Below are 25,578 nucleotides of genomic sequence, written 5' to 3' on the forward strand. Positions count from 1 at the left end.
GGCCGCCGCCACGCAGCCTCCGGTTCCCCGCGATCCGGCGGGCGAGCGACGCGAGGAACCTGTCCCTCGAGCGGATGCCGCGTCCGGCGGCCCGCACGAACAGGGAGTGGGATCATGCAGAAGCTCTACATCGGCCTCGCCTGGACCGTCGCCGGCGCCGTCGTCGTGCAGGCCGCCGCGATCGCCTTCGCGTTCGGCGGCATGCTGCACCTCGTCTCGGAGGGCGGCGTCGTCGACAAGGCGCTGCTCGAGAGCTTCCACGCCGCCGGGGTGGGCGAGGCCGGCTTCATGATCCACGGCCTCGTCGGCGGCATCGTGATCCCGCTCGTCGCACTCGTGCTGCTCGTGGTCTCGTTCCTCGTCCGCGTCCGCGGCGCGAGGCTGTGGGCGGCGATCACGTTCGGGCTCGTCGCGCTGCAGGTCACGCTGGGGTTCTCGATCACCGACGTGCCCCACCTCGGGCTCATCCACGGCGCCAACGCGCTCGCGGTGGTCGCCGCGGCCTCGATCGCGGCGCTGCGGGTCCGGCGAGGCGGCCCGGCCGCCGCCGCACCGACGACCGGCGAGGGGGCGACGTCGGATGCCGTCGCGGCGTGACCTCGTGCGGTCCGGCGTCGTCGCCGTCGCGGTCGTGACCGCGCTCAGCGCCGGCGCGCTCGCGTGGAGTTCCACGCTGCTCGGGGAGTACTCGGTCATGGACATGGGCTCGGGCGGCCACGGCGACGCCGCGCACGCCCACGGCACCGCGGCGTCCGGCACCGGAACGGCCGCGGGAACCCGCGGCGAGGTCGACGTGACGGAGCTCGTGGCGGATCCCGACCGCCCGGCCGACGTGCGCGTCGACCTCGTCGCGCGCGCCGAGACCATCGACATCGACGGCGGACGCCCCATCGAGGGCTTCACCGTGAACGGCACGTCGCCGGGCCCGGAGATCCGGGCGACGGAGGGCGACCTCGTGGAGGTGACGCTGGAGAACGAGTCGGTGGCGGACGGCGCGACGCTGCACTGGCACGGCATCGACGTGCCGAATGCGGCCGACGGCGTCGCGGGCATCACGCAGGACGCGGTGCCCGTCGGCGGCCGGTTCACGTACCGCTTCGTCGCGGAGGACGCGGGCACCTACTGGTACCACTCCCACCAGGTCTCGCACGACCAGGTGCTCCGCGGCCTCCTCGGCGCGATCGTGATCGATCCCGCCGATCCGGCCGACGCCCACCCGGCCGACCTCGACGTCACTGCGGTGCTGCACGTCTACGGCGGCCAGCACACGCTGAACGGCGGCGCCGAGGACGAGCGCGTCGCCGCAGAGCCCGGGTCCACGGTGCGCGTGAGGGTGATCAACACCGATTCCGGCACGGCCGCCGTGTGGTCGTCATCGCCCTTCCGCGTCGTCGCGGTCGACGGCCGCGAGGTGAACCGGCCGACCGATGTCGACAGGGAGCGCCTACTGGTCCCCGCCGGAGGGCGGGCGGATGTCGCCGTCACCGTGCCGCCCGAGGGCAGCGCACTGCGCTTGCGCACGGGCGGCGCGCGGAGCGTCGTCGTCGGGGACCCGTCGGGCCCCGCGCCATCCGCCCCGCCGCCCTCGGAGACCCTCGACCTGCTCGACTACGGCACGCCCGACCCGGACGCCGTCGCCTTCGATCCGACGTCGCCCGACCGCAGCTACGAGTACGCCATCGCCCGGCGCCCGGGAATGATCGACGGCCGCCCGGGCTACTTCTGGACGATCAACGGCCGGCTGTTCCCCGACGTGCCCATGTTCGAGGTCGCCGAAGGCGACGTGGTCGCCATGCGCCTCCGCAACGACTCGGGCGAGGTGCATCCGATGCACCTGCACGGGCACCACGTGGTCGTGCTCGCGCGCGACGGCGTCGCGACCTCGGGCAGCCCGTGGATCGTCGACTCGCTCGACGTGCATCCCGGCGAGAGCTACGACATCGCCTTCCTCGCCGACAACCCCGGCATCTGGAGCGACCACTGCCACACCCTGCAGCACGCGGTCGACGGCCTCATCACGCACGTGATGTACGAGGGCGTCACGACGCCGTTCACGATCGGCCCGGAGTCGGGCAACCGGCCGGACTGATCAGGTCGTGGAGACCGTGACCGGCCGCGCGTGGGCCAGCGCCCACTCGAGCGCGTGGTCGGCGACCTCCTCCCAGCCGGGCTCGGCGCAGATCCAGTGCGAGCGCCCGGGGAACTCGACGTACTCGGTGACCGCCGGCGACTTCGCGTAGTGCTTCGCGTTCGACTTGTTGACGGACGGCGGCATGATGTGGTCCTTCTCGCCGCCGATGAAGAGCAGGGGCGCGCGGTCCTTGGCGTAGTCGACCCAGGTCTCCTGCATGCCCGGCTTGAAGTTCGCGATCAGGCCGTACGCCCAGATCCACTCGCCGGGCGCACCGATCGCGTACTTCTCCCACACCGCGTCGGAGTCCTCGCGCGAGAGCGTGTTGGCGAAGGCGTAGTGGAACTCCTCGGGGGTGAAGGCGACGGCCCTGTGCCGGTTCGCGGGGTTCTTCAGCGCCGGGAAGAGGGACCTGACCTGCGACAGCGGCGTCACGCGGACGCCCTCGGTCGGCGCGGAGTCCATCACGACGGCAGAGGCGCCGAGGCCCCGCGCGAGCAGGAGCTGGGTGAGGGTGCCGCCGAACGAGTGCCCCATGATGATGGGCGGCCTCGGCAGCGCCTCGATGACGCCCGCGAGGTGGTCGACGGTCTCGGGCACGGTGAGCTTCGCGATGACGTCGGGGTTCTCGCGCAGCGCCTCGACCTCGATCTCGAAGCCGGGATAGGCGGGCGTGAGCACGGTGAAGCCCTTCGCCTCGAAGTGCGCCTTCCAGCCCTCCCAGCTGCGGGGCGTCATCCAGAGGCCGTGCACGAGCACGATGGTGTCGGGCGCGGCGGGGTCGGGGGTGGTCTGGTCGGTCATGATCGGTGTCCTTCCGGGAGTGGGGTGCGTCGGGTCAGGAATCGATGAACGCGAGCAGGTCGGCGTGCAGCCGGTCGCGGTCGGTGTCGGGCAGCCCGTGGGCGCCCTCCTCGTAGACGAGGAGGGTCGCACCGTCGACCATCTCGGCCGAGCGCCTGCCGCCCACGTCGAACGGCACGATCTGGTCGTCGTCGCCGTGGATCACCAGCGTCGGCACGTCGACCTTCGCGAGGTCGTCGCGGAAGTCGGTCGCCGAGAACGCCGCGATGCACTCGTACGCGGCGCGGTGCCCGCACGCCATCGACTGGAGCCAGAACGCGTCGCGGACGCCCTGCGAGACGTCGTTGTTGCGGTTGTGGCCGAAGAACGGCCCGTCGGCGAGGTCGCGGTAGAGCTGGGCGCGATCGGACGCCTCGCCCGCGCGGATGCCGTCGAACACGTCGATCGGCAAGCCCTCCGGGTTGTCGTCGGTGCGGAGCATGAGCGGCGGCACCGCCGAGACGAGCACGAGCTTCGCGACGCGAGCGCTGCCGTGGCGGCCGAGGTAGTGGACGATCTCGCCGCCCCCCGTGGAGTGGCCGACGAGCGCGAGGTCGTTCAGGTCGAGGTGGTCGACGAGGCACGCGAGGTCGTCGGCGTACGTGTCCATCTCGTTGCCGTTCCAGGTGCGGCTCGACCGGCCGTGGCCGCGACGGTCGTGCGCGATGGCACGATGGCCGTGCTCGGCCAGGAACCGGGCGGCGGCGGCCCAGGCGTCCGAGTTCAGCGGCCAGCCATGGCTGAGGAGGACCGGAGTGCCCTCGGCGCCCCAGTCGGTGTAGAAGATCTCGGCGCCGTCATCGGCGGTGACGTACGGCATGGCGGCCTCCCGGATGGCATCGGGCTCGCGGCGGCGAGCGAGCGGATGCCTCGATGCTCTCGCCGGGGCCCACCCGACCGAACCACGTGGGGCTCGTAGTCGTGACGCTCAGCCGATGGGCAGCTGCTCGGCGAGCTGTCGGCGCGAGGCGACGCCGAGCTTCCGGAACACCTTCCGCAGGTGGTAGTCGACGGTGTTCACGCTGATGAAGAGGGTGGCGCCGATCTCGGCGTTGGTCCGGCCCTCGGCCGCCATGCGGGCGACGGTCTCCTCCTGCGGGGTGAGCGCCTCGGCTGCGGAGCCGCCTGGTTCGCGGTGCGGCACGTGCTCGCCCGTCGCCTCCAGTTCGCGACGTGCCCGCGCCGCGAAGGCCGGGGCCGCGATGCGCGTGAAGAGGTCGAGCGCGAGGCGCAGCTGCTCGCGCGCCTCGCGACGGCGCTTCATGCGACGGAGCCACTCGCCGTACACGAGATGCGCACGGCCGAGGGCGGGCTGGGCCGTGGAGCGCCGGAGGTGGTCGATCGCCGCGACGTAGTGCGTCTCGGCGACGTCGTCGTCGGCGAGCAACGCCGCACTGCGCTCCGCGAGGCCCCGGATCCAGGGCGTGCCGCTCACGGCGGCGAACATCTCGAGCTGCGCGACCGCGCCGCGGACCGCGTCGGCGTGCCCGCTCCGGGCGCCTGCCTCGACGAGCTCCGGCAGCTGGTGGGCGGTGACCTGCAGGAAGTCGCGGGCGACCATGGGCTCGAAGCGGTGGAAGGCGTCGCGGTAGTGGCCGTCGGCGATCTCGCGGACCCCGAGCCCGTTCATCGCGAGCGTCCACGCGCCGGCGAAGCCGGTCTGCAGGATCGCGCCCGCGATCTGCTCGACGAGCTCAGGAGGCGCGCCGGACCAGGCGAGGTACGCCGCGTTCACGACGTGCTCCGCGTCCCAGCCGATCGCGCGGCGGAGCTCCCGCACCTGCTCGACGTAGCGACCCGACGCCGCCGGACCGCTGCGCTCGAGTTCGAGGAGGCTCAGCAGCCAGAGCATGGTGTCGATGGCCTGCAGGCTTCCCGCCTCCCGTGCGGCGTCCGCGATCCGCTCGAGCAGCGCGAGGCACGTGCGCTCGTCCCAGGCCGCCACGGTGATGGCGGCGACGAACGACCCGAATTCGAGGAGCTCGGCGTCCTCCGCCGCGACGAGCTCGTCGAGCGCGGCCCGCATGACGGGCAGCGACTCGGCATACGGCAGCCCGATGTGCGCACCGATCGCGCGGAGCGCGACCGCCCGCAATCCCTCGGCGACCTCGGCCCCCTCGGTGGCACGGCGGCCGAGTTCCGCGAGCGAGGTCCCGCGGAGCGCCCACTCGGCGGTCATCGCCGACTGGAACGCGACGATGAGCGCGCGCTGCTCGAGCTCGGGGGCCCGGCCGTGGAAGAGCTCGGCGGCGCGGAGCATCGTCGCGGCGCCGGAGAGGATGCCGTCCGCGTCCGCGACGAAGTGCGCGAGCCCGACGCCGAGCATGAGCCGGCGCCCCTCGCCGACCGCGTCGAGCCGGCCGACGTCGATGCGCGCGAGCAGCTCGAGCGCGAGCTGTGCCGCGCCCGCGCCCATCGCGGCCTCGGCGGCGGCGAGCAGCCGCGCGTCGCGCACCGGCCCGTCGGGCGTCAGCTCGGCCGCACGGGCGAGCAGCCTCGCGCGCGATGCGGTCCCGCCGCGTCCACCGGCCGAGTCCGCGGCCAGCTCCATCCGGTCGGCCACGGCCGCGTCGGGCCCCGTGGTCGCGGAGGCCGCGTGCCAGGCCGCCAGGTCCGGGTGACCGCGCTCGTCCATGAGCTCGCTCAGCGCGTCGTGCACGCGGCGACGTTCGGCGGCCGGCATGCCGTTGTAGGCCGCCAGTCGCACCAGCGGATGCCGGAACGCGACGCCGTCGCGCACGGACACGATGCCGGCCAGCTCGGCCGCCGACGAGGCATCCGCCGGGAGGCCGAGTCGGAGCGCGGCAGCCGTGATGGCCGATTCGTCCCCGGTCGACTCGGCTGCGGCGACGAGGAGCCAGCGTCGCGTCGGGGTGGGCAGGGCGGCGAGGCGCGAGAGGTAGTGCTCCTCCAGGCGATGCCCGATCGGGGCGGGCGCCTCGGACAGGGACGACGCGGTCAGCTCGCTCGCCGTGAGCTCGTGCGCGAGGTCGATGAGCGCGAGCGGGTTGCCGCCGGTCTCGTCGGCGATGCGCACGGCGAGGTACGGATCGATCGGGTCGGGCGCCGAACTCGTGAGCAGCCGGACGGCGTCCACCGTGCCGAGGCCGGCGAGTTCCAGCGTGGGAACGCCCTCGACGCGCGGCTGGGGCAGCGCGTCCGCACGCCCGGCGAGCAGGAGCGCCGCCCGCTCGGCGTGGAGTCGCCGGGCCACGAACGCAAGCACGTCGAACGACTCCGGGTCGAGGAAGTGCGCGTCGTCGAGGACGCACACGACGGGTTCGACCTCGCCCGCGGCGGCGAGCAGCGAGAGCGTGCCGAGCCCGACGAGGAATCGGTCGGGAGGCTCCCCGCGGTCGAGGCCCACCGCGATCCGCAACGCGGTGGCCTGCCGAGGAGGGATCGACGCGAGGTGGCCGGCGAACGGCGCGCCGAGCCGCTGCAGCCCGGCGAAGGGCATCTCCGCCTCCGCCTCGTACCCGTCGGCGCGGACGACCCTGAGCCCGCTCGCGGTCCGCACCGCCTCGTCGAGGATCGTGCTCTTGCCGATGCCGGGCTCGCCGCGGATCAGCAGCGCACCGCCGCGCCCGTTGCGCGCGCCGCCCAGCAGCGCACCGAGCCGTTCGAGCTCGTCGGTGCGCCCGAGGACCGGGGGCATGGGGGCGTCGATGCGGCATAACCTACCCGTCCGTCGTCGGCGTGGATAGGGGTTACCCGACCGGCTGGGGCGGGCGCCGCGTCGCAGACGGCCGGCGATCGCGGGCCGTCGTCAGAGCGCCGCGCCGACGAGCGCCTCGCCGAGCGGCGTGCGTTGGTGCAGCATGCGCGAGCCGTCGCGGCGACTGGCCACGAGACCGGCCTCGCGGAGCACCGTGAGGTGGTGCGACGCGGTCGAGATCGCGAGGCCCGAGTCGGCCGCGACCTGCGACGTGGTGCGCGCCTCGTGCGCGGCGAGCAGGATGGCGGCCCTGGCGGGCCCGAGCAGCGCGCCGAGCGCCTCGGCGAGCGCGGTGGCATCCGTCGCCCAGTTCTCGGTGACGCCCTGCGCGGGATAGAACAGCGTGGGCTGCGCGGGCGGCTCGGTGAGCACCATGCAGCGCCCGCCGCCGAGCACCGACGGCACGAGCACGATGCCCGAGCCCCGGCAGTCGAGCACCTCGGAGTGCTGGGTGAGTTCGACCCGCAGGGCGCCCTCGTGCCACTCGACGGCGTGATGCAGGCCGACGGCCATCGCGGCGATGCCGTCCGTCGCGATGCGGCGCGCGCGCACCGCGATGTCGGCCCGCACGATCCGCTCGAGCCGCGGCCACACCGGCTCGACGAGGGCCGACCACAGCTCGAGCCAGGCGTCGGCGACCATCGCCCGCGTCCGCGGCAGGTCGTCGAGCATCCGCAGCACCGCCTGCTGCCGCGCGCCATCGGAGCGGGCGGCGACCTTGCCGAGGTCGACCCGCATGAGCTCGTCGGGCACCTCGCGGAGGCGCGCGGCCTCGTCGGCCGGCTCGAGGTCCCACGTGGGCGTCGTCGTGAGGAAGTCGGGGAAGTAGCCCGACTCGCGCACGAGCACCGTGAACAGCTCGAACGCGTCGCGCGGCACGCGGTCGCGCACGCTCCGCAGCCAGCCCCACTGCAGCGGATGCTCCGCCGGACGCTGCAGGACCCGGACGGCGTGGCACACCTCGTGCCCGGGCGAGACGCCGAAGCGGATCGCCGACACGTCGCCCGGCGCGAGCCGGAAGTCGACGTAGCGGCGCTCCATGCCGTCTCCTACAGGAACCGCTTGAACCCGACGTGGGACGCCTCGAACCCGAGACGCTCGTAGAAGCGGTGCGCGTCGTCTCGGCGCGCGTCGGACGTCAGCTGCACGAGGCGCGCGCCGCGCTCGCGCGCGTGGTCGATCGCCCACGCGATCATCGCCGAGCCCAGGCCGAGTCCGCGCATCGGGTCGGCGACACGAACGGCCTCGATCTGCATGCGCGTCGCGCCGCCGCGCGAGAGGCCGGGGATGAACGTGAGCTGCATGGTGCCCGCGAGCTCGCCGTCCGGGCCGTCGACCGCGACGAGCACCTGCGCGGCATCCGCGTCGATGGCCTCGAACGCCGCGACGTAGCCGGCGCGATCCTCGGGCGTCGCCCCGAACTCGGCGGCGCGCAGCGCGTCCGCCGCGATCAGCGCGATGAGCGCGTCGACGTCGTCGCGACCCGCGCGCCGGAGCACGAACGCCGTGCCGGATGCCTCGAGCGTCACCGGTTCCACCCGGCCAGCCTCCCACACCGGGCCGCGATGTTTCGATGCAGATCGAAACAGTTCCCGAGCGGATGCCTCGGGCGGGAGCCTTGCCCCAGGCACCGCAGCACCCGCCGCACGGCACGAGCCGCGGCATCCGTCACCGTCACCCACCACGAATCGAGGGACCCATGAACCCCGCCGAGATCACGCTCGCGCCGACCGCGGCGGCGCCGACCGGCGACGTCATCGTGACGGCCGACTCGCTGCGCATCGGCACGGGTCGCACGCGCCGCTTCGTCGGCCTCGACCACGGCGCCGGCATCTCGTACTTCTTCGTCGACAACGAGCCCGGCGAAGGGCCCGGCCTGCACTGGCATCCGTACTCCGAGACCTGGGTCGTGCTCGAGGGCACGGCCGAGATCACCATGGGCGAGCGCCGCCTGACCGCCACGGCGGGCGACACCGCGACCGTGCCCGCCGGCGTCTGGCACCGCTTCGAGAACGTCGACGACGGCCGACTGAAGGTGCTCTGCATCCACGCGTCCGCCGTCATCGTCCAGACGTGGGCCGACGACGACTGAACCACCCGTTCCGACCCATCACCTCGCCACCGAAGGAGCACCGCATGTCGTTCCAGGCCTACCTCGACAACATCGAGGCCAAGACCGGGCTCACCCCGCGCCAGTTCGTCGCACTCGCCGAGGAGCAGGGCTTCGGGCCCGGCACCAAGGCGACCCCCATCGTCCAGTGGCTCGCCGAGGACTACGACCTCGGCCGCGGCCACGCCATGGCCCTCGTGCACGTCATCACGAAGGGCCCGCAGATCAGCACGAAGCACGTCGACAGCGGCGGTGCGCACAGCGACCCCGCCGACACGCTCTGGCTCGACGGCGCCGCGACGAACCCGAACCGCTGACCCCCGTCCCGCCCCGGAGGATCAGATCGGGTGGCCCTGGTCGTCGGTCCGGTCCGACTGGGTGCTGAACCGCGACACGAACGCGTCGAAGTCGCCGTCCGGCCGCTCCACCAGCACGGCCCCGTCCTGCCAGGTGCCGTTCTCCGGCCACCACTGGGATCCGGCGGGGTCGCCCTGGTTCTGGTGGACGTTGTGCACGCCGAGCCCGCCGGCGTCGAAGGGCTCGCCCCAGACGAGCGTGCGCCGGCCGACGACGAGGATCGACTCCAGCGCGGTCGATGCCTCCGCGAAGTCGCCGACCGTCCACGGCTTCCGGCGCGCGCCGAAGACGAGGGCGATGCAACCGGGATTCGCCGCGAACGACAGGTGCCGGATCAGGTCGATCGCCCCGGCCTCGCGCGTGCGCGCCAGCTCGTGGTACCCCGGTGTCGCGTCACCCGCGGGTGCCACCGTGGACCGTCGGATGCTCAGCAGCTTCCAGTGCACGCCGATCTCGGACTTCTTGCTGTCGACGTCGACGGCCACCTTGTACGTTCCCGCCGGAGCGACCAGGCGCAGGTTGACGTGGAACCAGCGCCCGACGTCGTCGGGCGGGTCCCGGAAGTGCTGGGAGAGCGCGCCCACGAGCACGCCGTAGGCCGGGAGCGGCACGCGCCACACGCTACTCCTCCGGCGCCCCGGCCTCGTCCCCCGTCCGGGGGTCCGGCTACGCTGGCGTCGCACCCCGCACGCGGACCGTCCGCGCGGGCGCGCAGGAGTCAACCCGATGACGCAGACCGACCCGACCACCGCCGACCGGACCGACGCCGAGCGGACCGACGCCGAGCGGACCGACGCCGAGCGGACCGACGCCGAAACGACCGCCGAGCCGGCCGCGCCGCCGCTCGGAACGCCCACCGAACTCAAGACGCCGCTCGGCTCGTTCCCGGCGGTGTCGGGCGACGGGGTCGTCCGGGTGCGCAACGTCAGGTACGCCACCGCGCGCCGCTTCGAGGAGCCCGTGCCCGCCGGCATCCAACCCGACGAGGCATCCGATCGACGATTCCAGCGGCTGGCCTGCCCGCAGCCGGCGAGCCCCAGCGACGAGCTGCTCGGCGGGCCGCTCCGCGGCGTCGAGTTCGACGAGGACTGCCTGCGGCTGACCATCACCGTGCCGGAGGGTGCGCCGGACGAGCCGATGCCGGTGCTCGTCTGGGTGCACGGCGGGTCGTACGTGTCGGGTGCCGGCGACCTCGCCGGCTACGACCCGGCCGCCATCGTGCGCGAGCAGCGGGTCGTCGTCGTCGCCGTGACCTCCCGCCTCGGTCTCCTCGGGTACCCGACCGGCGACGCGCACCCCGCCAACCTGGGGCTGCTCGACCTCGTCGCCGCGTTCCGGTGGGTCGGCGAGCACATCGCCGCGTTCGGCGGCGACCCCGAGCGGATCACCGCCGTCGGCCAGTCGTCGGGCGGCGACGCACTGGCCCACCTGATCGCCGCCGACTGCGCCCGCGGGCTGTTCCACCGGGTCGTCCTCCAGAGCCCGCCCCTCGGCATCCGGACGGGGCGCGCCGTGATGCAGCGCCGCATGGCCGACGCGGCCGGCCCCCTCGATCCGGGTGCCCCGCTCGACGAGGTGTTCGCCGCGCAGGCGCGGGCGAAGGAGGCCGCTGCCGGATCCGGGCTCCGGTCGGCCATGCCGTTCGGACCGAGGGCCGGCGCCGCGCCGCTCCCCGCGGAGGGCGACATCGAGGCGGCCTGGCGCGAGCACGCCGCCGACCTCGAGGTGCTCGTCACCTCGAACCGCGACGAGACCGCGTTCTTCTTCGAGGTCGACCCCGGGCTCGCCGCGCTCGCCGCCCGACCGGTCATCGGCCCGCTCCTGCGACGCGCCGTCATCGCGCACACCACCCGGGCGGTCTACGGCCGGGGCGCGCGCCGGTTCGCGCGCGTGCTCGCCGGCGGCGGCGCCGACGTGCGCGTCGCCGAGTTCGACGGTCACCCCGACGGGAGCCGGATCGGGTCGGCGCACGCGATCGAGGTCGCGCTGCTCTTCCCGTCGACCGAGGCGTGGGACGGCACGCCGCTGCTCGCGCCCGACGGCGCCCGGAGCCTCGTCGCGGCGGGAGCCGCGCTCCGCGCGGCGTGGGCGGCGTTCGCCCGCGACGGCGAGTTCCCGGCCGGGTACGTCCCGACCGGCCACGGCTGGGCGGGCAGCCTGCTGGCGAGGCGGGTGTGAGCGCCGAGAACGCGCCGGTCGACGAGGCCGCCGCCGCCGCGCTCTGGGAGGAGTACCGCGCCGCCCACCCCGAACGCGCCATCGACACCGAGCCGCCGAGCGTCGAGGTGTTCGGCGACCACCCCTCGCTCACCGACGAACTGCTCGGGCTCGTGCTCGACGGCACGAAGCGGGCGACCGCCTCGCTCGTCGCGGAGTTCCGGCACGAGGGCCAGCCGCTCCCCCGCGTCGGGAGCCATTGGATCGCGTGCGACTCGGCCGGCCGGCCGAGGGCGATCATCCGCAGCACCGAACTGCGGATCGGCCCGTTCTCGAGCGTCGACGCCGCGTTCGCGTACGACGAGGGAGAGGACGACCGGACCCTCGACTCGTGGCGGGACAACCACCGACGCTACTGGCAGCGGGTCTGCCCGGGCATCGGGGTCGACTGGCACGACGACCTCGACGTCGTGTTCGAGCGATTCGAGGTGGCGTGGCCGCGGGAGGTCGCGGACCGCTGACGCGGCCGCCGCAGGCGCGCCGCCGCGAGGCCGCCGCCGCACGTCGACCCCTCGCGCGTGTCGGTGGCATCGGCGAGCATGGCGGCATGCGCGACGATGTCATCACCTGGCTCCTCGACGGCGACCCGAGTGTGCGCTGGCAGGTCATGCGCGACCTGCAGGAGGCACCCCACGACGAGGTCGCCGCCGAACGCGCCCGCGTCGCCACCGAGGGCTGGGGGGCGCGGCTCCTCGCCGGGCAGGCCGACGACGGCTACTGGGGCGGCGCCGTCTACGGCCCGAGTCGCGAACGCGACTCGGTCATGTGGACGCTCCAGATCCTCCGGAACCTCGGTGCACCACCCGATGCGCCGCCCGTGCGCGAGGCGATCGACCGCGTCGTCGCCGGGGTCGTCTGGGACGAGTTCGACGACCTGCCGTACTTCAGCGGCGAGGTGGAGGAGTGCGTGAACGGCGGCGTCCTCGCGAACGCCGCGTACTTCGGCGTGCTCGGCGAGGGCAGCGACCGGATCATCGCCCGCCTGCTCGACGAGGTGCTGCCCGACGGCGGATGGAACTGCGAACCGGCCGACGAGTCGCAGCGCTCCTCCTTCGACTCCACGCTGTGCGTCATCGAGGGCCTGCTCGCGTACGAGCGGGCGACCGGGTCGACGGACGCCGCGGTGATCGCCGCCCGACGCAGCGGCGAGGAGTACCTGCTCGAGCGCAGCCTCTTCCGCCGCAAGTCGACGGGCGAGCTCGCGAACCCGCGCTACCCGAACTTCACCTTCCCCACGTACTGGTTCTACGACGTGCTGCGCGCGCTCGATCACTTCCGAGACGCCGGCGGTGACGCCGACTCGCGCCTGCGACCGGCACTCGACCTGGTGCTCGAGCAGCGCGACGACGACGGACGATGGCGAGCGGGTCGGCGCTGGCCCGGCCGCAATCGGTACGCGGTCGACGCCCCGGAGGGCGAACCCAGCCCCTGGAACACGCTGCGCGCGATGCGCGTGCTGCGGTGGGCCGATCCGACGTCGAACGAGCGACGATGACGATCGAGGTGCGCGAGGCATCCGTCTTCGCCGACGTCGCCGCGGTCATCGGCCCGAAGCGGCCCGACGCGAACGTGTGCTTCTGCCTCAGCTACCGGCTGACCTCGTCGAAGGAGAACCGGTCGCTCGAGGGGCCGGCTCGCGGCGAGCGCGTCCGCGAGCTGTGCGCGGAGGACCCCGCACCGGGCGTCATCGCGTACGACGGCGACGTGCCGGTGGGCTGGGCGGCCATCCATCCGCGGGCCGACACGAGCTTCGCTGCGAACCGGCGCATCCCCCGTCTCGACGACCTCGACGTGTGGTCGCTGTGGTGCGTGCGCGTGCGGCCGGGACATCGCGGGCAGGGCATCTCGCACCACCTCATCGCCGGGGCCGTCGCGTTCGCGCGCGAGCACGGCGCGCCCATGGTCGAGGCGTACCCGGTCGACAACCGCGGCGGGAAAGTCGACCTCACGATGGCCTACGTCGGCACGCGAGCCGCGTTCGAGCGCGCCGGCTTCGAGAAGTCCGCCGACACGACGAGCGTGCTGAACGGCTTCCCGCGCGTCCTCATGCGCCTCGACCTGCGCTGACCGGGCAGTCGCCCCGAACTCGCCGTGGCGCATTGCGTGATCCACGCGCCGGGGTTAGGCATGAGCACGTGACGAACCGCGACGCGACCTGGCCCGACCGAACCCGCCTCCCGATCCGACCCCATCAGGACGTCGGGAGGATCGACCGCACGGTCGCGGGGTCGGATCCGATCGAATGGCCGCGGGAGGTCACCGCGCCGGACGGGGCGCCGAACATCCTGCTCGTGATGACCGACGACGTCGGGTTCGGGGCGAGCGAGGTGTTCGGAGGCCCCGTTCCGACCCCCACCTACGCCCGGCTCGCCGAAGGCGGGCTCCGGTACAACCGCTTCCACACGACGGCGCTGTGCTCGCCCTCGCGCGCGGCGCTGCTCACCGGGCGCAACCACCACGTCGCTTCGACGGGAATCATCATGGAGTTTTCGACCCCGTTCCCCGGGTATCACTCGATCGTGTCGAAGAGCGTGGGCACGATCGGCGAGATCCTCACCTCGAACGGCTACGGCACCGCGTGGTTCGGCAAGAACCACAACGTCCCCGACTGGCTGACGACACCGGCCGGACCGTTCACGCTGTGGCCGACGGGCCTCGGCTTCGAGTACTTCTACGGGTTCCTCGGAGCCGACGCCCACCAGTTCCGCCCGGCGATCTTCGAAGGCACGATCCCCGTCGACCCGTATCTCGGCCGAGAGGACGACTACCATCTCGACGCCGATCTCGCGGACACGGCCATCTCGTGGATCCGCCGCCAGAAGGCGATCTCACCCGACAAGCCGTTCTTCGCGTACTACACGCCGGGGACCGCGCACGCACCGCATCACGCGCCGAAGGACTGGATCGAGAAGTTCCGCGGGGCGTTCGACCACGGCTGGGACGAGCAGCGCGTGCGCACCTTCGAGCGGCAGCGCGAGCTCGGCGTCATCCCGGCCGATGCCGTGCTCAACCCGACGCCCGACCATTATCGACGCTGGGACGACCTCAGTGAGGAGATGCGGCGTGTCTGCGCGCGCGAGATGGAGTGCTACGCCGCCGCGCTCGCGCACTGCGACCACCAGATCGGGCGGGTCGTCGACGCGATCGAGGAGCTCGGCGAACTCGAGAACACCCTCGTCATCTACATCCAGGGCGACAACGGATCGAGCGCCGAGGACCCGACCGGTCACGGCATGACGAGCGAGATCGCCACGCTGGTGAACGGCGTCGTCGATCGCGAGGACTACATGCTCGAGCACATCGACGAGTTCGGCGGCCGATGGTTCCAGAACCACTTCTCGCACGGCTGGGCCCACGCCATGAACTCGCCGTACCAGTGGGACAAGAAGATCGCGAGCCACCTCGGCGGCAGCCGCACCTCCATGGTCGTGTCGTGGCCGAGGCGCATCGCCGATGCGGGCGGCCTGCGCAGCCAGTTCACCCACATCACCGACGTCGTGCCGACGATCCTCGAGGCGACCGGCATCCCCATGCCCGACACGATCGACGGCGTCGAGCAGCTCCCACTCGACGGGGCGAGCCTGGCACCGTCGTTCCAGGATCCGGTCGCCCCGGAGCACCACACGACCCAGTACTTCGAGGTGATCGCGAACCAGGGCATCTACCACGAGGGGTGGATGGCGAACACGGCGCCGAAGCGCCTGCCCTGGGTCGGGATGGGCGAGTCGACCGCCGACCCGTTCGAGGAGTACGAGTGGGAGCTCTACCACCTCGACGAGGACTTCACCCAGTCGCGCAACCTGGCCGCGGAGCATCCCGACAAGCTCGAGGAGCTCCGCCGGATCTTCCTCGACGAGGCTCGTCGCAACCAGGTGCTGCCGCTCGACGACCGGTACATCGAACGGGTCCGTCCCGAGAATCGCCCCCAGCGCAATGCCGGCCGCACGACGTTCGCCTACTACCCCGGGACGACGCGCATCACGGAGGGGATGGCGCCCGACACCAAGAACAGGTCCTATCGCATCACCGCGACGTTCGGCGTGCCCGAGGGTGGCGAGGTGGCTCGCGCCGACGGCATGCTCATCACCCACGGAGGCTGGTTCGGAGGCTACGCGCTCTACCTGCTCGACGGCCGACCCACCTTCGCGTACGCACGATCCCATTACCCGGAGCACAAGTACGTGGTCGCGGCCACTGATCCCGTCGGGCAGGGCGAGCACGAGCTCGTGCTCGAATTCGAGTACGACGGCGGTGCCCCGGGGAGCGGCGGCACCGCCGTGCTCGTCCTCGACGGGGCAGAGGTCGCTCGGGGCCGGATCGACGAGACGGTGCCGGTTCGCTACTCGGCCGACGAGACGCTCGACGTCGGCGAGGATTCGGGCACGCCCGTGGTCCGCGACTACGACGTGCCGTTCCGGTTCCGCGGCGTCCTGCACCGGATCGTCGTCGAGCTCGCGCCCGAGGGCTGACGACGGCGAACCGCGTGCGCTGGGGCGGTGCACGCGGCATGATCGACGCATGCCTGCAGCCCCGCCCGAGTCCCCCGTCGCCCTCGCCGTCGACATCGGCGGCACGAAGGTCGATGCGGCCCTCGTCGACGCCGCCGGCCGCATCGTCCCAGGCAGCCGCCATCGCGCGCCGACCGGCGCCGCGCAGGCGCCCGAGACGTTCGCCCGCGCGATCGCCTCGGTGTGCGAACAGGCCACGGATGCCGCGAGCCCGGCGCACCGCCTGGTCGGCGTCGGCGTCGGCACGGCCGGCCCGCTCCTCGGCGACGGCACGCACGTGTCGCCCCTGAACATGCCGGGCATCCGCGACGTGCCGCTCGTGCCGACGGTGGAACGCTTCGCAGGCGCCGCGCCGGTGCACGTCGCGCTCGACGGCACGTGCATCGCGCTCGCCGAGATGCGGTTCGGGGCGCTCCGCGGCGTGCGGAACGGCATCGCCATGGTGGTCTCGACGGGGATCGGTGGCGGGATCGTGGCCGACGGCCGGGTGATCCGGGGCGACACGGGCAATGCGGGGCACGTCGGACAGTCGTGGGTGCGGCGCCCGTCGCCCGACGATCCCGTCGCGGCGACCGTCGAGGCCGTCGCGTCGGGTCCGGCGACCGTGCGCTGGGCGAGGGCGCACGGCTGGTCCGGCGCCGACGGGCTCGAGCTCGCGGCGGACTACCGCGCGGGGCATCCGATCGCGGTGCAGGCCGTTCGCCGGTCGGCGGAGGCCGTGGGGCAGGCGATCGCGTCGTTCGGCGCGTTGCTCGACCTCACGACGGTCGCCGTCGGCGGCGGCTTCTCACGAGTGGCCGACGACTACCTGACCCTCGTCGAGGAGGCCGCGCACCGCACAGCGGTCCTCCCCGCCGCCCGGGTGGTACGCGTCGTGCACGCCGAGCTCGGCGACGACGCCCCACTCGTGGGGGCGGCCCTGCTCGCGTTCGCGGACTGAGCGGAGCCGCGCGCGACCGCCCCCGTCAGACGACCTCGAACCGCGCCGGTCCGTCTTCCGCGGCGAGCGCGGCCTCGATGCGGGCGCGGTGCTCGGCGTTGACGGCGCCGAGGTCGTCGGGGTCGTGCCATCCGAGGTCGGTCATCTCGCCGTCGGCGGGGTGAGGCTCGCCCTCGAGCCAGCTGCACCGGAACGTGAGGTCGAGGTAATCGGCCTGGTCGCCGTTGCCGTAGACGACGCGCGGGACCTGGTGCACCCAGGCGAGCCGGTCGACGCGGATGCGCACGCCGGCCTCCTCGTGCGCCTCGCGGGCGGCGGCCACGGCCGGCTCCTCGCCGGGGTCGACGATGCCCGTGATCGGCGTGAGCGCGCCGGTGTCGGAGCGTCGGCCGAGGAGCACGCGACCCTCGCGCAGGATGACCGCGGTGACGCCGACGAGCGGCAGCGGCGCGGTCCCGACGTGACGTCGGAGCTCGAGGACGAAGTCGGGCGTGGGCATGGCGAAACCCTATGCGAGGGCCGACCGCGCCACCGCACGCCGGACGGCGGACGCCATCGATTCGCAGGATGAGCCGCGCCACGAACCGCTGCACGGCGCCATGCCGGCGCTCATCCTGCGACCTCGCAGCAGAGCAGACCTGCGAGCCTCCGTTCGTCGCGCAGACACCGCCGTTCGTCGCAGGGGGCTACCGCTCGGCGCAATCGGTGCGCTATGGTCGGATTTCCAACCGAACGATCGGTCGGGAAACCCGCAACGGCGCACCACCCCCGCGCCGCCCCCCGTTCCAACCCTGCACAGAACAACGGAGTTCGCATGACTGCAACTACCCAGGAATCCGCGCGCACCGGGAGGATGTCCACCGAGGAGCGCAAGGTCCTCGCCGGCACCCTCGTGGGCACGTCCATCGAGTGGTACGACTTCTTCATCTACGCCCAGGCGGCGGGCCTCGTCCTGGCGCCGCTCTTCCTCGCCCCGCTGGCCGAGTCCAACCCGACGCTCGCACAGGTCCTCGCCTTCGCGACCATCGGCATCTCGTTCCTCTTCCGCCCGCTCGGCGCGGTCGTCGCCGGCTGGCTCGGCGACAAGCTCGGGCGCAAGAAGATGCTCGTCTTCACGCTCATCCTCATGGGCCTGTCGACCTCGCTCATCGGCTTCCTGCCGACGTACGCCGCCATCGGCATCGCGGCGCCGATCCTCCTGATCACGCTGCGCATCCTGCAGGGCTTCTCCGCAGGCGGCGAGTGGGGCGGCGCGGCGCTCATGTCGGTCGAGCACGCCCCCAAGGGCAAGCGCGGCTTCTTCGGCGCCTTCCCGCAGATCGGCGTGCCCGTCGGAATGATCCTCGCGACCTTCACGCTCTGGGTCATCACCTCGACCATGTCGCCCGAGGCGTTCATGGAGTGGGGCTGGCGCATCCCGTTCATGTTCTCGATCGTGCTGATCGTCGTCGGCTACCTGATCCGCCGCGCGGTCGAGGAGAGCCCGGTCTTCAAGGAGCTCCAGGAGCGCAAGCAGGAGTCCTCGGCCCCGCTCAAGGAGCTCTTCCGCAGCAACACGAAGAACGTCGTCCTCACCGCGATCATCTTCATCGCGAACAACGCCGCGGGCTACCTGCTCATCGCGTACTTCGCGACGTACGCGGTGACCGCGCTCGGCATGGACCGACCCACGGTGCTGCTCGCCACGACGTTCGCCTCGTTCGGCTGGCTCGTGTTCACCCTCTGGGGCGGGCGCCTCTCCGACCGCCTCGGCCGCATCCGCACCTTCCAGATCGGGTACGCCTTCCTCGCGCTGTGGGCGATCCCGATGTGGTTCCTCATCGACACCGGGAACATCGTCTGGTACTTCGTGGCGCTGTTCCTGATGACGTTCGGCCTCGGCCTCTCGTACGGCCCGCAGGCCGCGCTCTACGCCGAGATGTTCCCGGCGAAGGTGCGCTACTCGGGCGTCTCGATCGGCTACGCGCTGGGCGCCATCCTCGGCGGCGCGTTCGCCCCGATGATCGCCGCGGCACTGCTCGGCGAGACCGGCCAGTCGTGGACGATCGGCCTGTACATCGCGATCGCCGCGGTCATCTCCCTGATCGGCGTCTCGCTGGTCAAGGAGACGAAGGACGTCGACCTGAGCGTCTGACCCCCTGATCGCGCGAGAGGCGGATGCCGCGTGGCATCCGCCTCTCGTCGTCTCCGCGGGCGCGCACCCGCGCCCGACGTCAGTGCCCGGCGCCGAGCTGCCCGGCGAGGCGCGCGTGCATCGCCGAGCTCGCCTCGTTCAGCCCCTCGATGACGACGCGCTTGCCGTGGTGCTCGTACTTGGTCGTGATCGCATCGAGCGCCGCCACGGTCGACGCGTCCCAGATGTGCGAGCCCGACATGTCGATCACGACCCGGTCCGGGTCGTCGGCGTACTCGAACTGCGTGGTCAGGTCGTTCGACGAGGCGAAGAAGAGCTCGCCGTCGACGCGGTAGTGCGCGGTCGGCACCGGCTCGTCGAGCGAGACCCGACGCGTGACGGTCGCGAAGTGCGCGACGCGACGGGCGAATGCGACCATCGCCACGAGCACGCCGACGATGACGCCGATCGCGAGGTTGTGCGTGGCGACGACGACCACCACGGTCGCGACCATGACGGTCGTCTCCGACTTCGGCATCCGCCGCAGCGTCGACCAGCGGACCGAGTGCCAGTCGAAGGTGGCGACCGAGACCATGACCATGACGGCCACGAGCGCGGCCATCGGGATGATCGCGACGAGGTCGCCGAGCCCGACCACGAGGATGAGCAGGAACACGCCGGCGAGGAACGTCGAGATGCGGGTCCGCGCACCCGAGACCTTCACGTTGATCATCGTCTGCCCGATCATCGCGCAGCCGCCCATGCCGCCGAAGAGGCCGGAGAGCATGTTGGCGACGCCCTGGCCGAGCGCCTCGCGCGTCTTGCGCGAACGGGTGTCGGTGATGTCGTCGACCAGCTTCGCCGTCATGAGCGACTCGAGGAGCCCGACGAGCGCCATCGCGAGCGCGAACGGCGCGATCGTCGCGAAGGTCTCCCACGTGGGCGGCACGTCCGGGATGAACAGCTCGGGCAGGCTCTCGGGCAGCGCGCCCTCGTCGCCGACGGTGGGCACCTGCCAGCCGGCCGCGACCACGACGACCGTGAGCACGACGATCGCGATGAGCGGCGCGGGGACGGCCTTCGTCAGGCGCGGCACGCCGACCATGATCACGAGGCCCGCGGCGACGAGCGGGTAGACGAGCCACGGCACGCCGACGAGGTGCGGCAGCTGCGCGGCGAAGATCAGGATCGCGAGCGAGTTGACGAATCCGACCATGACGCTCCGCGGGATGAAGCGCATGAGCTTGGCCACGCCCAGGACCCCGAGCACGAGCTGGAACACGCCCGCGAGGATCACCGTCGCGATGAAGTAGTCCATGCCGTAGTCGCGTGCGACGGGCGCGATGACGAGCGCGACCGCGCCGGTGGCCGCGCTGATCATCGCGGGGCGCCCGCCGAGGAAGGCGATCGACACGGCCATCACGAAGGACGAGAACAGCCCGACCCGCGGGTCGACGCCCGCGATGATCGAGAACGAGATCGCCTCGGGGATCAGCGCGAGGGCGACGACCAGTCCGGCGAGCACCTCCCGGGTGAGCAGGCGGGGCGTGCGGAGCGCGGTCAGCACCGACGGCTGGTCGCGCACGCGTGCGCGTGCCGCCGCTCGGGCGTCGGCGGGCTCGGCGGGTCGCGAAGGCGCGGGCATGGGTCTCCGATCGGCGGGGCTCGAGTCGAGCCGGATGGTGTCGTTCGAGCGCCCCGTCGCGCGCGGCCGCGGTGGCCGTGGTGCGGCCCGGATTGGCGCGGGCCGACGTGCCACCATACCTGTTCCGCACGCGCGCGGCCGACCCGGTCCTCCCGCCGTCGTTGCGGCGGTCGGGCGGCCCGCCATATGTTGAGGGGTGATCAACTCCACTTCGGGGGGAGTGTGAGACATGTCCTCGGCATTGCACGCGCTCGGACGTTGGGCCTATCGCGCCCGCATCCTCGTCGTGCTCGTCTGGGTCGGCGTCCTCGCCGTGCTCTTCACGATCGCCGGGCTCGTCGGCACGGGCACGAACAACACCTACGCGTTCCCGGGGACCGAGTCGCAGGACGCCCTCGACGCCCTCGCGCGGACCTTCCCGCAGTTCTCCGGCACCTCGGCGCAGCTCATCGCGGTCGCCCCCGAGGGCGGCGACGTCACCGACGACGACTTCGAGTCGGCGGTCGAGGACGCGATCACCGCGATCGAGGCGATCCCCCAGGTCTCGACCGTCAGCTCGCCGTACGACGACGGATCGTCGGCCGACATCGCCTCCGACTCGTCGGCCGTGCTCGTCACGATCCAGTTGTCGGTCGGCACCGTCGACGTGCTTCCCTCCACGTCCGACGCGCTCCAGGCCGAGGGCACGACCCTGCAGGGCGACCTGCCCGACGGCTCGCAGGTCGCCGTCGGCGGCTCGCTGTACTCGCAGGTGAACCCGGGGATCGGCATCAGCGAGCTCACGAGCATCCTCATCGCGCTCGTCGTCCTGTTCGTGACGTTCGGTTCCCTCGTCGCCGCGGGCATGCCGATCACCACCGCGCTCGTCGGCGTCGGCGCCGCGGTCGCCGTCGTCCTCACCGCGACGCGCTGGCTGACGGTCACCTCGACCGCGCCGCTCCTCGCCGTCATGCTCGGACTGGCGGTCGGGGTCGACTACTCGCTCTTCATCGTCTCCCGGCACCAGGACCAGGTGAAGCGCGGGATGCCGCCCGACGAGTCCGCACCGAGGGCGGTGGCGACCGCGGGTTCCGCGGTCATGTTCGCCGCGACGACCGTGATCATCGCGCTGCTCGGGCTCTCCGTCGCGCGCATCCCCTTCCTGACGATCACCGGGCTCTCGGCGGCCCTCGCCGTCGCGACGGCCGCGCTCGTCGCGCTGACGCTCACGCCGGCCCTGCTGTCGTTCGCGGGATGGCATGTCGTGCCGAAGCGGTTTCGACCGGGGCGCGAGGGGCACGACGGGAACGACGGGCACGGGACGGCGCCGGCGGACGCGGCGAGCGCGGACGACGCGGGTGCCGAACCGACGGCGCCCGCACCAGGGGGCGCCGCGCCCGAGGCGCCGGACGCGCCATCCGACGCCCCGGCCCGGGAACCGGCACCCGACTCCAGGCCCGGCGGGTTCTTCGGCCACTGGGTGCGCGCCGCCATCCGCTGGCCACCGGTCACGGTCGTGCTCATCGCCGTGCTGCTCGGCCTCGCCGCACTGCCCGCCGCGAACCTGCGACTCGCCCTGCCCGACTCCGGGTCCCTCCCGGAGGGCGCGCCGGGGCGGGTCACGTACGACCTCATCGCCGAGCACTTCGGCGCCGGTGCGAACGGACCGCTCATCCTCACGGGGTCCGTGATCCAGAGCACGGACCCGGTCGACCTCATCGACGACATCGCGGCCCAGGTCGCCGACGTGCAGGGGGTCGCAGCCGTGCCGCTCGCGACGCCGAACCAGACGGGCGACACCGCCGTGATCCAGGTGATCCCCGACGGCGCGCCGGACTCCGAGCAGACGGAGCAGCTCGTGCACCGACTGCGCGGGATGCACGACGCGTTCCTCGAGGACTACGCCGTCGACCTCTCGGTGACCGGCTACACGGCGCTCGGCGTCGACATCTCGGAGCGGCTCGGCGGCGCACTGCTGCCGTTCGGGCTGCTCGTCGTCGGGCTCTCGCTGGTGCTCCTCGCGATGGTGTTCCGCTCGATCGTGGTGCCCGTGACGGCCGCCCTCGGGTACGTCCTCTCGATCGGCGCCGCCTTCGGCCTCACGAGCCTCGTCTTCGTGGACGGGGTCCTCGCCGGACCGCTCAACGTCGAGTCGGTCGGGTCGGTCACGAGCTTCATGCCGATCATCGTGATGGGCGTGCTCTTCGGACTCGCGATGGACTACGAGGTGTTCCTCGTCAGCCGCATGCGCGAGGACTTCCTGAAGCACGGCGAACCGCGCCCCGCGATCGAGCGCGGCTTCCACGCCTCGGCGCGTGTCGTCACGGCCGCGGGCATCATCATGTTCACGGTGTTCGGCGGCTTCATCCTGAACGGCGAGGCGTCGATGCAGCCGATCGCGTTCGGCCTGGCGACGGGGGTCGCGATCGACGCGTTCATCGTCCGGATGACGCTGACCCCCGCGGTGCTGGCCTGGTTCGGGCGGCACGCGTGGTGGTTCCCCGCGGGACTGGATCGGGTGCTCCCCCGCTTCGACGTCGAGGGCGAGGGGCTCGCCCGCGAGGACGAGCTCGCCGACTGGCCGGAACCGGGCGACGCGCTCGCGATCGTCGGGCAGGGCGTGGCGGTGCGGCGCGAGCCGCGCCTCGTCGACGTCGACGTGCGCGTGCCCGCCGGCGAGGCGCTCGTCGTCGCCGGCGCGTCTCCCGAGGAGCGCCGCGCGATGCTGCTCGCCCTCACCGGGCGCCGGCCGGTGGTCGACGGCCGGCTGAAGTGCCTCGGGCTCGTCCTGCCCGTCCGGGCGGCGAGCGTGCGGGCACGGAGCGCCGTCGTCGAGGTCGCCCGGGTCCCGGACCCGATCGCCGCCGTCGTGGATGCCGCGGCCGACGGCCCGGAGCTGCTCGCGATCGACGGCGTCGACCTCCTCGCCGACCCGGCCGCCAGGGACGAGCTCCGCGAGGTGCTCACGGGCGCCGCGAGCGGCGCCGAGCGCCGGACGGGCCATCCGCTGACCGTACTCGTCTCGTGCGAGCTCGCACCGGCCGCCGACGCGGTGCTCCCGCACGGGCTCGCCCGGACAGTACTCGAGCCCGCCCCCTCCGCTCGATCCGCCAGGGAGGCGGCGACGACGGGGACGACGACGTGAGCGACCCGACCTTCTCGTCGGCGCAGGGCGCCGAGCGGCTCGGCGTCCTCGGGGTCGTCGGCGTCCTGCTCCTGCCGCTCGCGGTCGCCGGGTTGCTGGCGTGGGGGCTCGCGGCACCGGTCGGCGACTTCGACCGGGTCACCGCGGCCGTCGTGAACGACGACCAGCCCGTCGAGCTGAACGGGCAGACCGTGCCGCTCGGTCGCGAGTTCGCGGCCGGCCTCATCGGCGGCATCGCCGGCGAGGGCGCGCCCGACGACCCCGGGCCGGATGCGACCGCGACGCCCGCGCCGAGCGAGCCGAACTTCACGTGGATCCTGACGAACGACGAGGATGCCGCCTCCGGGCTCCGCGAGGGGCGCTACGCGGCGGTGCTCACGATCCCGCCATCGTTCTCGGCGAAGGCGACCTCGATCTCCGGGCCCGCGGCGGACGCCGTCCATGCCACGCTGCACGTGCAGACCACGCCCGCCTCGGCCTACCTCGACCCCGCGCTCACCGACGTCATCACGCAGGCGGCCGTGGCGACGTTCAACGCCCAGCTCACGGAGCGCTACCTCGGCAACGTGTACCAGGGCTTCAACACGATCAACGAGCAGATCGGCCAGGCCGCCGACGGGGCCGCCGAACTGGCGTCGGGCGCATCCTCGCTCGCGAGCGGCGCGGGCTCGCTCGCCGAGGGGACGTCGCAGCTCGCCTCCGGGCTCGACTCGCTGGACGCTGGGGCGGCGTCGCTCGCAGCGGGGCTCGCCCAGCTCGACGCCTCGGTGCAGTCCCTGCCGTCGGACACCGCGCAGCTCGCGACGGGCTCGGCGCAGGTCGCCGCAGCGCTCGACGCGATCGCGGCGGCGTTCGACGGGGCGACCGCGGACGTCGCCCGGGTCGTCGACGACCTCTGCGCCGTGCGTCCCGGCGCCGCCTGCGAGCGCGGCCGGAGCGTGCTCGCCCGAGTCCAGGCGGTCGACGGCGACATCGATGCGCTGGCCGCCGGCGCCGACCAGGTCGCCGCCGGCAACGCCGAGCTCGCGGCGGGCATGCCCGGCCTCGTCGCGGGCGCCGATGCCTCGTCGACGGGGGCCGACGAGGTGGCGGCCGGGGCAGCGGAGAGCGCCGCCGGCGGCGAGCAGGTGAACGCCGGCGCGCAGGAGGTGGCGTCCGGGGCCGACGAGACGTCGTCGGGTGCCGCGCAGCTCGCCGACGGGCTCGCCGAGGCGGTCGAGCAGATCCCCACCTACTCGGAATCCGACATCACGACCCTCTCGTCGGTCGTCGCGCAGCCCGCCCGCACCGACATCGCCGTTCCCGCGAGCGGGACGCAGTCGGTGCCGCTGTTCGCGACGTTCGCGCTCTGGGTCGGTGCGATCGTGCTCGCCCTCGCGCGCCGGGCGGTGCCGGGACGCCGCCTCCTGACGTCGGCGTCGACCGTGTCGATCGCGGCCCGCTCGATCTGGCCGGGTGCGGCGCTCGGTGCCGCGCAGGGGCTGATCGTCGGCCTCGCCCTGCAGCCGGCGCTCGACGCCGATGCCGCAGCACGGACGGGCTTCGCCGCGGCCGCGATCGTCATCGGCACGGTGTTCGCGCTCGTGAACCACGGCCTCGCGGCCGGCTTCGGCGGTCCCGGCCGGACGGCCGCCGCGATCGCCGCCGTCATCGGACTGGCCGCCGGGGTCTCCTCGACCGTGCCCGCCGCGATCGCGAGCTCCGCGAACCTCATCCCGACGGGACCGGGGCACAGCCTGCTCCTCGCGGGGCTCGGCGTCGGCTCGGGCTGGGGCGACCTCGTCGCGCTCCTCGTCTACTCGCTGATCGGCGCGGCGCTCGTGGTCGTGGGCGTCTCGCGGCACCGCACCGCCGCGGGCTGAGACGGTCGGG

The 25,578-nt window shown here is 73.1% G+C and carries 21 protein-coding genes; 13 read left to right on the plus strand and 8 right to left on the minus strand.

Features of this window, described 5'->3' with window-relative positions; all coding sequences use genetic code 11:
- Nucleotides 1–114: 114 nt before the first annotated feature.
- Both ABME02_RS02205 and ABME02_RS02210 read left to right on the plus strand, forming a co-directional pair.
- The gene (locus tag ABME02_RS02205) at nt 115–597 is read left to right on the plus strand and encodes a hypothetical protein (protein WP_353813633.1); all 483 of its coding nucleotides are present in this window, start codon (nt 115–117) and stop codon (nt 595–597) included.
- Complete coding sequence (locus ABME02_RS02210) at nt 581–2,089, plus strand: multicopper oxidase family protein (protein WP_353813634.1); 1,509 nt, start codon at nt 581–583, stop codon at nt 2,087–2,089. Before ABME02_RS02205 ends, ABME02_RS02210 begins: the two co-directional genes overlap by 17 nt.
- Here ABME02_RS02210 and ABME02_RS02215 read toward each other — a convergent pair whose 3' ends face one another.
- The 5 genes from ABME02_RS02215 to ABME02_RS02235 form a co-directional block, all read right to left on the minus strand.
- A complete protein-coding gene (locus ABME02_RS02215; protein ID WP_353813635.1) occupies nt 2,090–2,935 on the minus strand; it encodes an alpha/beta hydrolase in 846 nt (281 codons plus the stop codon).
- A gap of 34 nt (nt 2,936–2,969) precedes the next feature.
- A complete protein-coding gene (locus ABME02_RS02220; RefSeq protein WP_353813636.1) occupies nt 2,970–3,794 on the minus strand; it encodes an alpha/beta fold hydrolase in 825 nt (274 codons plus the stop codon).
- A gap of 108 nt (nt 3,795–3,902) precedes the next feature.
- Nucleotides 3,903–6,632, minus strand: a complete 2,730-nt coding sequence (locus ABME02_RS02225) for a helix-turn-helix transcriptional regulator (protein WP_353813637.1) — start codon at nt 6,630–6,632, stop codon at nt 3,903–3,905.
- A 111-nt stretch (nt 6,633–6,743) separates the two neighbouring features.
- Nucleotides 6,744–7,733, minus strand: a complete 990-nt coding sequence (locus ABME02_RS02230; protein ID WP_353813638.1) for an ArsR/SmtB family transcription factor — start codon at nt 7,731–7,733, stop codon at nt 6,744–6,746.
- An 8-nt stretch (nt 7,734–7,741) separates the two neighbouring features.
- Nucleotides 7,742–8,230: a GNAT family N-acetyltransferase gene (locus tag ABME02_RS02235; RefSeq protein ID WP_353813639.1), complete on the minus strand. Its 489-nt coding sequence runs from the start codon at nt 8,228–8,230 to the stop codon at nt 7,742–7,744.
- Nucleotides 8,231–8,391: 161 nt separating this feature from the next.
- On the opposite strand from ABME02_RS02235, the gene ABME02_RS02240 reads away from it, so the two are divergent.
- On the plus strand, nt 8,392–8,784 hold the full coding sequence (locus tag ABME02_RS02240) for a cupin domain-containing protein (RefSeq protein WP_353813640.1): 393 nt from the start codon (nt 8,392–8,394) through the stop codon (nt 8,782–8,784).
- 44 nt (nt 8,785–8,828) lie between these two features.
- Entirely contained in the window at nt 8,829–9,119 is a 291-nt protein-coding gene (locus tag ABME02_RS02245; protein WP_353813641.1) for a DUF4287 domain-containing protein, read from the plus strand.
- 21 nt (nt 9,120–9,140) lie between these two features.
- Here ABME02_RS02245 and ABME02_RS02250 read toward each other — a convergent pair whose 3' ends face one another.
- Nucleotides 9,141–9,770 (minus strand): DUF2278 family protein, encoded by a 630-nt coding sequence (locus ABME02_RS02250; RefSeq protein WP_353813642.1) that lies wholly within the window; start codon nt 9,768–9,770, stop codon nt 9,141–9,143.
- Between the two features lie 115 nt (nt 9,771–9,885).
- On the opposite strand from ABME02_RS02250, the gene ABME02_RS02255 reads away from it, so the two are divergent.
- From ABME02_RS02255 to ABME02_RS02280, 6 genes are all read left to right on the plus strand, one after another.
- Nucleotides 9,886–11,337, plus strand: coding sequence for a carboxylesterase family protein (locus ABME02_RS02255; protein ID WP_353813643.1), 1,452 nt, complete (start codon nt 9,886–9,888; stop codon nt 11,335–11,337).
- A complete protein-coding gene (locus tag ABME02_RS02260; protein ID WP_353813644.1) occupies nt 11,334–11,837 on the plus strand; it encodes an ASCH domain-containing protein in 504 nt (167 codons plus the stop codon). Before ABME02_RS02255 ends, ABME02_RS02260 begins: the two co-directional genes overlap by 4 nt.
- A gap of 86 nt (nt 11,838–11,923) precedes the next feature.
- On the plus strand, nt 11,924–12,871 hold the full coding sequence (locus ABME02_RS02265; protein ID WP_353813645.1) for a prenyltransferase/squalene oxidase repeat-containing protein: 948 nt from the start codon (nt 11,924–11,926) through the stop codon (nt 12,869–12,871).
- Nucleotides 12,868–13,443: a GNAT family N-acetyltransferase gene (locus ABME02_RS02270; RefSeq protein WP_353813646.1), complete on the plus strand. Its 576-nt coding sequence runs from the start codon at nt 12,868–12,870 to the stop codon at nt 13,441–13,443. The genes ABME02_RS02265 and ABME02_RS02270 overlap by 4 nt, the downstream gene beginning before the upstream one ends.
- A gap of 68 nt (nt 13,444–13,511) precedes the next feature.
- Complete coding sequence (locus ABME02_RS02275) at nt 13,512–15,845, plus strand: arylsulfatase (protein WP_353813647.1); 2,334 nt, start codon at nt 13,512–13,514, stop codon at nt 15,843–15,845.
- A 49-nt stretch (nt 15,846–15,894) separates the two neighbouring features.
- A complete protein-coding gene (locus ABME02_RS02280; RefSeq protein ID WP_353813648.1) occupies nt 15,895–16,824 on the plus strand; it encodes an ROK family protein in 930 nt (309 codons plus the stop codon).
- A gap of 25 nt (nt 16,825–16,849) precedes the next feature.
- Here ABME02_RS02280 and ABME02_RS02285 read toward each other — a convergent pair whose 3' ends face one another.
- Entirely contained in the window at nt 16,850–17,323 is a 474-nt protein-coding gene (locus tag ABME02_RS02285; RefSeq protein ID WP_353813649.1) for an NUDIX hydrolase, read from the minus strand.
- Nucleotides 17,324–17,638: 315 nt separating this feature from the next.
- Between ABME02_RS02285 and ABME02_RS02290 the strand changes: the two genes are divergently transcribed.
- Nucleotides 17,639–18,958, plus strand: a complete 1,320-nt coding sequence (locus ABME02_RS02290; protein WP_353813650.1) for an MFS transporter — start codon at nt 17,639–17,641, stop codon at nt 18,956–18,958.
- A gap of 79 nt (nt 18,959–19,037) precedes the next feature.
- Here ABME02_RS02290 and ABME02_RS02295 read toward each other — a convergent pair whose 3' ends face one another.
- Nucleotides 19,038–20,582 carry a SulP family inorganic anion transporter gene (locus ABME02_RS02295; RefSeq protein ID WP_353813651.1) on the minus strand — a complete coding sequence of 515 codons (1,545 nt, stop codon included), beginning with the start codon at nt 20,580–20,582 and terminating at the stop codon, nt 19,038–19,040.
- Between the two features lie 229 nt (nt 20,583–20,811).
- Here ABME02_RS02295 and ABME02_RS02300 point away from each other — a divergent pair, with 229 nt between their 5' ends.
- Together ABME02_RS02300 and ABME02_RS02305 are read left to right on the plus strand one after the other, a co-directional pair.
- Nucleotides 20,812–23,706, plus strand: coding sequence for an MMPL family transporter (locus ABME02_RS02300; RefSeq protein ID WP_353813652.1), 2,895 nt, complete (start codon nt 20,812–20,814; stop codon nt 23,704–23,706).
- Nucleotides 23,703–25,568: a YhgE/Pip domain-containing protein gene (locus tag ABME02_RS02305; protein ID WP_353813653.1), complete on the plus strand. Its 1,866-nt coding sequence runs from the start codon at nt 23,703–23,705 to the stop codon at nt 25,566–25,568. The genes ABME02_RS02300 and ABME02_RS02305 overlap by 4 nt, the downstream gene beginning before the upstream one ends.
- The last annotated feature ends 10 nt before the right edge of the window (nt 25,569–25,578 follow it).

It is taken from the genome of Agromyces zhanjiangensis, from assembly GCF_040496055.1.
In the GTDB taxonomy this organism is placed as follows: Bacteria; Actinomycetota; Actinomycetes; order Actinomycetales; family Microbacteriaceae; genus Agromyces; species Agromyces zhanjiangensis.